This window comes from Candidatus Phytoplasma bonamiae (assembly GCF_030586845.1).
Classification (GTDB): Bacteria; Bacillota_I; Bacilli_A; order Acholeplasmatales; family Acholeplasmataceae; genus Phytoplasma; species Phytoplasma bonamiae.
In genome coordinates this window covers 1-13131 of record NZ_JAOSIQ010000001.1, presented here as the reverse complement: position 1 = coordinate 13131, position 13131 = coordinate 1, and the positions used below count along the sequence as shown (strand labels likewise).

The window sequence follows — 13131 nt, the reverse complement described above, 5'->3', positions numbered from 1 at the left end:
TTTATTATTTATATAATCATTAAAATTTAGTTAAAGTATTAGTATATAATTGCTTATTTAGTTTTATATAATAAAAAATACTTTATATAGATAAATCGGATTTAAATATTTTATTAATCTTATTTTAATTTTTATTTTTTTTATTTTGTTTGACTAAGAATACATAATTAAGATATCTACTTTCGGTAATTAAACCTTTTTGATAATTTTCTATTATTTTACATTTTTTTTCTTTGATATGTAAACAATTATTTCCGAAAAAACATTGTTCAGATATAGAATTAAAATCTGGGTAAAAATTTTTAATTTCATTAGTTTTTAAATTAGATAGTTTTAATTTTGAAAAGCCAGGTGTATCCGCTAAATAACCTTGATGACACATATATAATTGTGCGCTTGTTGTGGTATGTTTACCTCTAAGTGAATGAAGTGAGATCGGTTGAGTTTTAACTTGAAGAGAAGTTAAATTATTAAATAAAGTTGATTTTCCTACACCAGTTTGCCCTGCTAGAATAGTTATTTTATTTTTTAATTTTTCAATTATATAATTTATATCCTCTTTTTGTTTAGCGTTCATATATATTACAGAATACCATTTTTCGTAATATGAAATTTGATTTTGGATATATTGGAATTGTTCTTGATTTATTAAATCTTTTTTAGTTAGAATTAATATTATTTTAATATTTAGTCTTTGCAGAATTATTAAAAATTTATCTAATAACTTAAAATCTATTTTAGGCTTTGTAAGAGAAAATATTAGTAGAACTTGATCAATATTGGCTATATTAGGCCTTTCTAATTCATTTTTACGATTTTGTATATTTATAATAAAAAAACTGTTATATTTAAATTCATATTCTACTATGTCTCCTATTTTGATAGGGAAATGATATATTGATTTAGTTATTATTTTTTTTTGATTAAAATCTTTCATTTTGCCTTTAGGTTGAGCGATTATGGTTGTTTTTTGGGATAAATCAATAATAACATATTTAGTAATTAAGTTTTTAATAACAATTCCTTTATACAAGATAATCTCCTGTTTATTATATATAGTTTTTGTTTATCTTATTTTTGCTTGAAATTTATTTTTTAAATTGTTTTCTATTTGATTGATAATTTGCTCTATTGTATTTTTATTTAAGTCATTATTGATATTTTCTAATGTTAAACGAAAAGATAAAGAATAATATCCTGGATTTGTATTGTGGGAATTAGAATCTGGTATATATACATCTAACAATTCGCATTTTATTAAAATTTTTTGAAAATCTTCGGTCAAACTTTCTAATATTTTTTTAAAATTGATTTTTTTGCTTATCCAAAAACTTAAATCTCTAGTTATATAAGGTAATTTATTAATTTTATGAACAATTATTTGATTTTTTAGAGATTTTTTTAAAATGAGATCTAGATTAATTTCGGCTAAAAAACTTTTGTTTAAATGGTTTAGATTGAATTTTGGATGTATTTCCCCTATAAAACCAATATTTTTTTGATTAATTTTAATATTTGCTTGTGCTCCTGGATGTAAATTTAAATATTTTTTGGTAACTGAAAACGATAAATTAATTTTTAAAAAATGAGCTATTTTTTCCAAAATTCCTTTTAAAATAAAAAAAGAACTTTCTATATTTTGTTTTAACCAGTTATTTTTTATGAAATAACCGCTAATACCCAAAGATAAATGCAAAATCTCTTTATTGTTGTAAAATACATTTGATATTTCAAAAAAAGCATTATCTGTATTTTTATTTTTATGATTAAATTCTAAGACTTCCATCATATTTCCACTTAAAGATTGTCTAAGAATTTTTCTTTCTTCGTTTATAGGATTTATAATTGATAAATAATTTTGATCATGATGAAATAAGTTAAAAATTGTTGGATTAATGAGTTTGTAAGTTTTGATTTCGTAAAATCCTAAGTTAGCTAAAAATTTTTTTAATTTAATTAATTGTTTTTGTAGATGGTTATGTTCTTTACAATTATTTATGGTGGATTGATTGGTTTTATTATTTAAACCTTTTAATCTAACTAAATCTGCTATTATGTCTTCGGGAATTGTAATGTCATAACGTCTTTCTGGAGCTTGTGCTATAAAATAATTATGAGAAGGTTTAGATATAAATTCTACATTATAATCTAATTTATTCAATATATTTATAATTTTAGTAGAAGATAATTTTAAACCTATTTTTTTATTAATTTCTTGTAATGTAATTCTTATTTTTGGATTATGATATTTTTGTATTTTTTGAGATGCAATTTTATTGTACACTTTTCCATAAGTTAATGTTTGTATTAAATATGCAGCTTTTTCTAATGCTTTTTGAATTAAATTTTGATCGATTCCTTTGGTAAATAATAAAGTTTTATTATTATTTATTTGATGATATTTAGCTATTTTGGAAATATTTTCTATATTCCAATAACTACTTGTAATAATAATTTTTTGAGTTTTGTCTTTGATTTCATAATCTGGGTTATTTAAGATCTCATTTAAAGAGATAATATTATTGTTATTAGTAATTACTATGTCTTGTTGATCTTTTAAAAGATATGTTTTCGTGAAGTGAACGATTTTTTCGTTTGGTTTAGCATTTCTTATTTCGATTTGTTTGTTAGTTAATTTTTCAGCATCAAAAACATTCAACGGTATCCCGTATTCTATCATTATTAAATTAATAACGTCTATAATATTATTAATAGGTTCTATTTGATTTGTTATTAGTAAATTGCGTAACCATAAAGGGCTAGGTTTTATTGTTAAATTTGTTAGATATCTTAAATTATATTCATAACAATTGTTGTTTTCGATGTTTATACAGAAAGGATTTAATTCATCTAATTCACAAGGAGTATCATTGAAGTTTTGAAAATTATTTAATTTGTGAGCAGATGATTCTAATACAGCATTTAGATCTTTAGCGAATCCTATATGTGATAACAGATCTACTCTATTAGGGGTTAATGCTAATCTTATAACCGAACCTTTTAAATTTAAATATGTCAAAGCGCATTCACCAATAGGAGCTTGATCGTCTAAATATAAGATTTCATTTTTTTCTGATTCTATTAAATTTTTATCAGATAATTTTAAGTCTTTAGCTGAAATTATTTTTTTTTTGTAAATGTTTTTATCATTAATATTTGAATTTGGGTTATTATTCAAATTAGAAATAATATTTTGTGATTTTTGCTCTATTAAAACAATAATTTTTTTATTTATTAAACAATTATCCAAATTAACAATTTTATTATTTTGATTAATAGATATTATATTTTCACCAATATCTATTGTAATTATTTGATTTATAATTTGAATAACTTTTCCGATAATATATTTTTGGTTATTCTGGATTGTTAATTGGGAGTGAATTAGTTCTATTTTTTCTACTTCTGTTATATGATTGTTAATTAGAAATTTTAAGTTTTTAGGAATAGATCGGAATAAATATTTTTTTAAAATGTTTTCGTTGATAATCATGGTATTTTCTCTTTTTAATTATTTTTTAAATATAAATCTTTATTAAAGATTGATATTTCAATTTAATAATGAAAATTGTTTTAAAAATCTTAAATCATTATTATAAAAATCTCGGATGTCTTCTATTTGATATTTTAACATAGCTAGACGTTCAATTCCCATGCCAAAGGCAAAACCTTGGTATTTATTAGGATCGAATCCGCCTTGCTTTAAAATATTCGGATGTATTAGTCCTGCTCCCATAATTTCAAGGTATCTTTTTTGTTTGTTTTTTTTTGTTAGAATCAAATCTACTTCTAAACTTGGGTTTGTAAAAGGGAAATAAGAGGGTCTAAAAAATATTTTTTGTTTTTTGCCAAAAATATGTTTTATTAGAGAGGTAACAGTGGTTTTTAAATTTTCCAAATTAGCTTTGTAATCTATTACAAAACCATCTAATTGAGTAAATTGATGACTGTGAGTCGCATCATCTTTATCTCTGCGATAAACATTTCCTGATGAAATTATTTTTAAAGGTTTATTAGGATGTTGTAACATAGCTTTAATTTGCATGGCAGACACATGCGTTCTTAAAAGTTTTTCTTGTTTTTGGTCTAGATAAAAAGAGTCTTGCATATCTCTAGCTGGATGATTTTTGCTTATATTTAAAAGTTCAAAGTTATATAAATCTGTTTCTATCTCTTCACTTTCATAAATTTTATAACCTATTTTTAAAAAAAAATTTTCTAATTCTTCAATTATTGTTGTTAGAGGATGTATGCTTCCTGTTGGAAATGAAAAACCTGGCAAAGTAATATCGATTTTTTCTTGTTTTATTTTTTTTTGTAATTGTTTGTTTTCAATTTTTATTTTATTTTTTTGGTAAATAAAGATAGAGTGTGTTTTTAATTCATTTATTTTTTGGCCTAATTCTTTTTTTGTTTTTAAATCGCATTTTTTAATATATTTAAATAATTCTGTAAAATATTTGTTAAATTTATTATATTGAATGTCTAATTGATGTAAATAATTTATTTCGTTTAATTCTTGAATTTTTAATCTAATTTCTTGTGTTAATTTGAATATTTTGTTTTGTAAAGTTTCATTTTTATCATTCATTATTTTAATTTTAATTTCCTTTTAGTTATGATATTTGAATAAAAATAAATATTTAGTATTTATTAAATTAATTTAATTTGACTTTGGAATTCTAATTTTTATAGAAAAGTAAATTTTTTTTAGTGTGTTAAGGCTAATTTTTAGTATCGCAATATTATTAAAATTTTTTATTTTAAGATTTTAAGTTTCAAATTTTTAATTTTCATGATGTGATATTATAATATTATCATAATTACAATTTAAAGAGTTAATTTTATTATTGTTAAGCTTTTAATACACAAAATAAAGTTTTTTACTAATTAGATTTATTTGTTATAAAATTTTCTATATTAATGAATATTATGTTAATTAAAGCATAAAAAATATAAGATAAGGGGCAAATCAACTTTAAAAATATCGATATTTTGAGATTAATCGGAATTTATGAATATAATTAAGAAAGCTATTTTTATTAAAAGTATTACTAATTTACAAGATCGTCCTCTTTCAAATTTTCCTGAATTTTTACTCATAGGACGTAGTAATGTTGGCAAAAGTTCTTTAATAAATGCTTTGACTAATCATAAAAAATTAGCTTTATTTTCTAAAAAACCAGGAAAAACTACTACTTTGAATTATTTTTTAATTAATAATTATTTTTATTTAATAGATTCGCCTGGTTATGGTTTTTCTAAAAGAAATAAAGAAGCACGTATTAAACAAATGTTAATGATTGAGCATTTTATTACCAATACCAATAATAATCAGCTTAAAATTATTTTTCAAATAATTGATTTTAATATTGGTCCAACTTTATTAGATTTGCAAATATTTAACAATTTAATTAAATATAAAATTCCTATTGTAGTGATTTTAAATAAAAAGGATAAAGTTAAAAAAAATCATTTATTATCTCAAATTAAGTTTGTTCAGGAATGTTTTAATAATAATTTTCTTAGTATTAAAAATTTTTATTTATGTTCTTGCCGGGATAAATATGGAATTTCAGAAATTATTAGTTTTATGATTAAAAGTTTACATGTATAATAAAAATTATTATAAAAAATATTTGTATAAAATATATAAATTTTAATTTTTTTTATATTTTAGTTTATTGATTGGTTAATATTTGTTTTGTAAGTGGTAGAATATTACTACCTATTTTATCCTTATTAGGAAATTATAAATGAGAAAAATTTAAACTATATGAATAATAAATATGACTTTAAAATTATTGAAAAAAATCAATATATTGATTGGTTAAAGTACAAAGAATTACAAAAAAAAAGTAATTTTTCTAATTTACCGAATTTTACTATTGTAATTCCTCCGCCTAATATTACAGGTAAATTACATTTAGGACATGCTTGGAATAATATTTTGCAAGATAATTTAATTCGTCGAAAAATGTTAACAGGTTATAATGTTCTTTTTGTTCCTGGTATGGATCATGCGGGAATAGCTACACAAATTAAAATTAAACAAACACTACAAGAAAAAGGTTTTTGCATTCGTGATTTAACTAAAGAAATTTTTTTGAAATATGCCTATGAATGGCAACAAAAATATATGAAAGATATTCGTCAACAATGGCGAGATCTAGGTCTTTTATTAGATTATGCTTACGAACAATTTACTTTAAATTCTTCTATAAGTTCTACTGTTGAAAAAGTTTTTGTATCTTTGTATCAAGAAGGTTTGATTTATCGTGATTATAAAATAATAAATTGGGATTCTAGTGCTCAAACTACTTTATCTGATACCGAGATTCATGAACGTGAGGTTTTAGGTAAACTATTTTATTTAAAATATTTTTTAATTAAAGATGAATGTATAAGTAATGATTATGTTGTAGTAGCTACTACTCGCCCTGAGACAATTTTCGGAGATCAAGCTATAATGTGTCATCCGGATGATAAAAGATATCAACATTTTATTGGTAAAAAGGTTTTAGTTCCTGGTACCAATTTAAAAATACCTATTATTGCCGATAAATATGTTGATATGTCATTTGGTAGTGGATTATTAAAAGTAACTCCTGCTCATGATTTGAATGATTTTCAATTAGGTCAAAAACATGGTTTAAAAGCGGTTTTATGTATTAATCCTGATGGTTCTATGAATGAATTAGCGAGAAAATATCAAGGATTAGATCGTTTTGTATGTCGAGAAAAATTAATTTTAGATTTAGATAAAAACAATTTTTTATTCAAAGTAGAAGATTATAATCATTCTCTTCGTTTCGCTAATATATCAGGTATTATTATAGAACCACGTCTTTCTTTGCAATGGTTTTTAAAAACTAAAGAATTATCTCAGTTAATTTTAAAAAAACATAAAATTAATTTCTTTCCTAAAAGATTTTTAATATTATTTAACCAATGGTTAACTAAAATAGAAGATTGGTGTATTTCGCGTCAATTATGGTGGGGTCATCCTATTCCGGCTTGGTATAATTCAAATAACGAGGTTAAAGTTCAAATAGATAATCCAGGTAATGATTTTGTGCGTGATCCTGATGTTTTGGACACATGGTTTTCATCTTCCTTATGGCCTTTGTGCGCTTTAGGTTGGCCTGACAATTCGCAATTATTTCAGCAACATTTTCCAATAGATGTTTTAGTAACTGGTTATGATATTTTAACTTTTTGGGTAGTTAAAATGGTTTTACAAAGTATCTTTTTTGTAAAAAAAATACCCTTTAAAGATGTTTTATTACATGGTTTAATTAGAGATTCTCAAGGTCATAAAATGTCTAAATCTAAAGGTAATGGCCTTGATCCTAAAGATATTATTGATCAATACGGAATAGATTCGTTAAGATGGTGTTTAACAACTAACTCTTCTCCAGGTTTAGATTTTTATTTTGATATAAATAAAATTATTTCTAGTTGGAAATTTGCTAATAAACTATGGAATATTGGTTTTTTTATTAAAAATAATCTTAAAACGCAGAAAACAGATTTTAATCAAAATAAATTATTATTGCTAGAAAAATTTTTGTTAACTAAATTATCAATATTATTAGAAAAAATAGATGTTTTATATAATAAATATGAATTTAGTGTGATAGGAAAATTAATATATAATTTTGTTTGGGACGAGTTTGCTAATTGGGGATTAGAGTTTTATAAAATTTGTTGGCAAGATAATGATAAAAATTTTGAATTCATCCTTAATAGTCATAAAGTAATTATTTATATTTGGAAATCCATTTTATTATTGCTACATCCTTTTATGCCTTTTGTTACAGACGCTATTTATAAAGAATTAGGTTTGGGATATTCTATTATTTCAGAAAAATTATCTCCTTTAAAATTTAATGATTTAGTATCTTTATCTATTGTTGAATCTTTAAAACAATTGGTTACTAAAATTCGTAAATTTCGTCAAATGAATTCTTTGAATAAACTCTTTTTGTTGGAATTATATTTAGAAGTTCCTACGTCTTATTTAAAGGAATTTCAAAAGATGTTATTTGAATTGAAAAAATTGTTTAAAGCATCTGATATACAATTAGAAACTATTTCTCCTTGTATTTCTGAATATGAATTGTTGTTCGCAGATCAAAATATTTTTGTTTTTATAAAACGAACAATCTTATTCAAAATTAATCAAAAATCCAAGAATAAAAATTTAAATTTTCAAATTAATAAAATTTTAGATGAGTTAAAAAGAAGTGAAAATCTTTTAAAAAATAAATCTTTTTTAAATAAGGCTAATAAATTAAAAGTTCAAGAAGAAAAAGAAAAATATAATAAATATTTATTACAATATCAAAAGTTAATAAAAAAAAGATAAATTTAATGTTTTAAATAAAATGGTTTGTTGTTATGTTATTTAATAATTCTTATTTGAATGTTGTTTGGTCAATATCTAAACAAGCAAAAGCTAATATTATTATTACTCATGGTTTAGGCGAAAGTTCTTATGATTATTCATTTTTAATTGATTTTTTATTTAAAAATAATTTTAATGTAATTGCTTATGATGTTAGAGGCCATGGCAAAAGTTTAGGTAAAAGAGGAGATATTAAAGATTTTCATATTTTTTTAGATGATTTAGCGCAATTAGTTCAATATGTAAGACAAATGTATCCTATGAAAACTTTTTTACTTGGTCATAGTATGGGCGGAATTATTTCCAATAATTATGTTATTAAATATAAAAATATAGATGGAGTTATTATTAGCGCTGCTCCTAGTAGAGAAATTTCAAATCGTTTATTAAATTATCCTTTTTATGTATTTAGTTTATTGAAAAGAAAAAAACTTAATTTTAGTTCTTCTAAAATATCCCATATTCCTTTAGATATAGGTTATTATCCTTATCGTTTAGAATCTGTTAGTTATCGTTTATTAAGAAATTTATTAGTTTTAAGTATGCGTTATTTAAAAAAAAATTTTTTTTCTTATTTAACTCCTGTTTTATTATTATATGGTATTAAAGATAAAGTAGTATCTTATCAAAATGGCATTTATCTTTTAGATTCTATTCATTCTAAGGATAAACAATTAAAATTGTATCATGAAACATATCATAATTTATTTCATGATATCGAAAAGTTTCAAATTTGTCATGATGTTTTAGTGTGGTTAAATAGTAGAATAATATAATTAATATTTGTTTGGTTTTTAATTTACTATTATTTTTTTGAGAATTAAAACCGATTTCATTATTGATTATCTATTTTCTAGAACAAATTTTATTAATAATTTGTTTAATATTTTAAATTAATGAGGTAAATATATGAACAAAGAAAATATTATTAAAATTAGTCGTTTATCTTTGGATGAGATTTGGGATTATTTTCAAATGCAAAAATCAGGTTTAACAACAGAAGAAGTTCGTCAAAGACAATTATTATATGGTTTAAATGTGATGAAGCAGAGTAAAAATTTTTCTTTTTTTAAACAATTTATTAAACAATTTTTTTCAATGTTTGCTATTTTATTATGGATTGCAGGTTTTTTAGCTTTTATTATTCATGAAAAAGCTATTGGTATAGCTATTATTTCGGTTGTAATTATAAATGGTATTTTTTCTTTTTTTCAAGAATATAAGGCAGAAAAAATTTTATCTTCTTTAAGTGATATGATTCCTAAACAAATTCAAGTTTATAGAAATAATAAAATAGAGATTTTAGATACACAACAATTAACTATAGGAGATTTAATTTTTTTAGAAATGGGTTCTATTATTCCTGCAGATGTTCGTTTGATAGAAGCTAATAATTTTTTTGTAGATAATTCGACATTATCAGGAGAAACTATTCCTTTAAATAGAAATGCTTTGAAAAACGATCAAAAGGATAATATTTTTGAAATCCCTAACTTAGTTTATGCTGGGACTACAGTAGCTCAAGGAAGTGCTAAAGGTATTGTTTATGCTATTGGAGAAAATACTCAAATAGGAGAAGTAGCTCGATTAGCTCGTGATATTAATAAAAGTACTAGTACTTTAGAATTAGAAATACATAGAGTAGTTAAAAGAATTAGTTTTTTGGCAGCTTCATTAGCTATTTTTGTTTGTTTAATTTGTTTATGGCGTTTTAAGTTTCAAGGTGAATCTAGTTGGTTATCAGCATTTAAATCAGCTGTTGTAGTAGCTTTAGGTATGTTAGTAGCTAACATTCCTGAAGGTTTATTGCCTACTATTAATTTAAGTTTGGCTATTGGTACTCAAAGGATGTCAAAGCAAAAAGCTTTGATTAAACAATTATTTTCTGTAGAAACTTTAAGTTCTGCTACAGTAATTTGTACTGATAAAACAGGAACTTTAACGGAAAATAAGATTACTTGTAAAAAATTATTATTTCCTGGAGGTTGCGTGGATATTACCGGTCATGGATTGCAAAAAGAAGGAAAATTTGATAATAATGATGGTGATATTTTAACTCATAATAAAATTATTTCTAAGATGTTAATAGCTACTATTATGTGTTCGGAAGCTAACTTAATTGATGCAAATTCTGATAATATTAATATTATTGGTAATCCTACAGAAGCAGCTTTATTGGTTGCAGCTACTAAATACGGTTTTAATATTCAAAATATTCGTAAAAATTTTATTATTGATAAAATCACCCCTTTTAATTCAGAAAATAAAAAAATGAGTGTTTTAGTTCTTAATGTATCTCAAGAATATTATGACATTAATAATAAATATCTTTTTGTTAAAGGTGCTCCTGATGTTATTTTAAATAGTTGTAATTTTCAGTACAGCAATAATAAAGTTAGCGAATTCAAAGATAATGATAAAGATTATTTTGTTCGTTGTAATGAGGAATTGTCTAGTCAAGGTTATCGTATTTTAGCTATTGCTTATAAAAAAATAGAAGAATCTGAACAATCAAATCAAGATAAAGATATGGTATTTTTAGGTTTTGCAATTAATTTTGATCCTCCGAAAATAGAAGTTCGTCAGGCTGTTGAAGATTTATTAAAAGCTGGTTTAAAAATTACTGTTATTACTGGAGATTATGGCCCAACTGCTATTTCAATTGGTAAAAAAGTGGGTTTGATTAAAGATGATAATTTTTTAAATATTGATGGCTCTCAATTGGATAATATGTCGGTTCAAGAACTGCAAAAAGTTTTAAACACTAAAGTTCCAATCTTTTTTTCTCGTACCACTCCGAAACATAAATTGAAAATTACTGAAGCATATGTCAAAAATAACGAGATTGTGGGAGTTATTGGTGACGGTGTTAATGATATTTTAGCTATGAAAGCTGCTCATATTGGTATTACTATGGGCAAAGATACTAAAGATGTTGTTTTAAATGCTGCTGATATGATTTTGTTAGATAATAATTTTTCTACCATACCAAAAGCAGTAATAGAATCCAGAGCTATTTATGCTAATATTAAAAAATTTATTAGTTATGTTTTTTGCTCTAATGTTCCGCAAATTTTCCCAATTATTTTTATGGCTTTATTTAAAATACCACTTTATTTAACTGTTATGCAAATTTTAGCTATAGATTTAATTACGGATTTATTACCTGCTATAGCTTTAGGAGCGGAAGAACCTGAGGAAAATTTATTGTCTCAAAAACCTCGAACTTCTAAAGATCATTTGTTAGATGCTAAATTGTTGAAAAGAAGTTATGGTTTTTTAGGTATTGTAGAAGGTATATTAGCTTTAATATTTTTTTTATATTATGGCGGTTGGTCTTTAATGCATAAAAACATTCCTTTTAAAATTATTGCCCAACAATCTGAGTTTATTTTTGCTTCTACTATGGCTTTTGGTGCGGTAATTTTTTCGCAAATAGGTAATGTTTTTGCTTGCCGATCTGATAAATTTTATTTTTGGCAAAATTTTACAAAAAAAAATAATCTTCTGTTTGTCGGAATTTTATGTGAATTAATGTTATTTATTTTGATTTCTCAAAATTTAACCATTTTAAATAATTTTTTTGGGACTACTTTCATTAATTTTAAACATTATTTATATTTAAGTTTATGCATTATAATTATTTTAACTATGGATACTATTTATAAATTTATAAATAATATTAAATTAAGATCATGAATATTTAATAATTGATCAATTTGATTTATTTTGATAAATATAATTTCTGATTTTTGAAGAATTGGAATATTTATTTATTTTTATTTAATAAATTTGAATCAAAAGAAACAATTTTAATGGAGTATTATTTTGGATGTATAAATTAATTGTAGGATTAGGTAATCCGGGAGTAAATTTTCATTTTACTCCTCATAACGTGGGTTTTATGTTAATTGATTATTTATTAAAAGAATTTCAAAAATCTATTTTAATTGAAATAAAAAATGATAAATTTAATTTAATTTATCAATGTTGTATGGATAATCAAAATTTTTTATTAATTAAACCTAAAACTTATATGAATTTATCAGGTTTAGCTGTGAAAAAAATTATAGATAAATATCAGATTGAATTGTCGAATATTTTGATAGTTCATGATGAAATTAATTTAAATATAGGTCAGTTTAAAATCAAACAAAATGGAAATTATGGTGGTCATAATGGTATTAAAAATCTTATAGAGGTTTTGAAAACACGAGATTTTTTAAAATTAAAGATAGGTGTAGGTCGCGACTCTAATTTGGTTTTATCACAATATGTTTTGCAAAAGATGAATCCGGAAAATATTAATTTAATTACTTCCAATTTTTGTTTTTTCAAACGACTAATAGAGATTTTTATTAATACAAATTCTGTAGAATCTTTATTTAAAATAATAATTGATTTTAAAAAGAATAATTAATTATTGTTTTGATAAAATAAATTTTTGGAAATAAAATGTCCAATAAATATTGACAATATGAATTTTTTAAATTACAATTATTGTGTTACTTTATACTTTGGAAAAAATAACCTTGAAATTATGTTTATTTTATCTTTGTGTATATTAAGTAAGATCATATAATTTTAAGTTTAACTACTTCTTTGAAAACTGAAGATGATATTTTATTATTTATTATAATATTCTATATATTATAAAAATTATTAAATATTAAACGATATTTAAATAAATATTATTTATTTAAATGATTTATTACGAAGAG

At 22.6% G+C, this 13131-nt stretch carries 8 protein-coding genes; 5 read left to right on the top strand and 3 right to left on the bottom strand.

All coding sequences use genetic code 11. The features are described 5' to 3' along the window. Window positions 1-124 precede the first annotated feature (124 nt). The 3 genes from rsgA to pheS are packed head-to-tail and all read right to left on the bottom strand — an operon-like array spanning window position 125 to window position 4591. Window positions 125-1033 (bottom strand): ribosome small subunit-dependent GTPase A, encoded by a 909-nt coding sequence (gene rsgA / locus OC701_RS00040; RefSeq protein WP_304514075.1) that lies wholly within the window; start codon window positions 1031-1033, stop codon window positions 125-127. Window positions 1034-1066: 33 nt separating this feature from the next. Then, window positions 1067-3493 carry a phenylalanine--tRNA ligase subunit beta gene (pheT, locus tag OC701_RS00035; RefSeq protein WP_304514074.1) on the bottom strand — a complete coding sequence of 809 codons (2427 nt, stop codon included), beginning with the start codon at window positions 3491-3493 and terminating at the stop codon, window positions 1067-1069. A gap of 57 nt (window positions 3494-3550) precedes the next feature. Further along, window positions 3551-4591, bottom strand: coding sequence for a phenylalanine--tRNA ligase subunit alpha (gene pheS / locus OC701_RS00030; protein WP_304514073.1), 1041 nt, complete (start codon window positions 4589-4591; stop codon window positions 3551-3553). A 423-nt stretch (window positions 4592-5014) separates the two neighbouring features. Between pheS and yihA the strand changes: the two genes are divergently transcribed. From yihA to pth, 5 genes are all read left to right on the top strand, one after another. Next, entirely contained in the window at window positions 5015-5617 is a 603-nt protein-coding gene (yihA, locus tag OC701_RS00025; RefSeq protein ID WP_304514072.1) for a ribosome biogenesis GTP-binding protein YihA/YsxC, read from the top strand. 159 nt (window positions 5618-5776) lie between these two features. Continuing rightward, window positions 5777-8371 (top strand): valine--tRNA ligase, encoded by a 2595-nt coding sequence (locus OC701_RS00020; RefSeq protein WP_304514071.1) that lies wholly within the window; start codon window positions 5777-5779, stop codon window positions 8369-8371. Between the two features lie 32 nt (window positions 8372-8403). After that, on the top strand, window positions 8404-9186 hold the full coding sequence (locus OC701_RS00015) for an alpha/beta fold hydrolase (RefSeq protein ID WP_304514070.1): 783 nt from the start codon (window positions 8404-8406) through the stop codon (window positions 9184-9186). A 133-nt stretch (window positions 9187-9319) separates the two neighbouring features. Next, complete coding sequence (locus OC701_RS00010; RefSeq protein WP_304514069.1) at window positions 9320-12109, top strand: cation-translocating P-type ATPase; 2790 nt, start codon at window positions 9320-9322, stop codon at window positions 12107-12109. A 133-nt stretch (window positions 12110-12242) separates the two neighbouring features. Next, on the top strand, window positions 12243-12830 hold the full coding sequence (gene pth, locus OC701_RS00005; protein WP_304514068.1) for an aminoacyl-tRNA hydrolase: 588 nt from the start codon (window positions 12243-12245) through the stop codon (window positions 12828-12830). Window positions 12831-13131 lie beyond the last annotated feature (301 nt).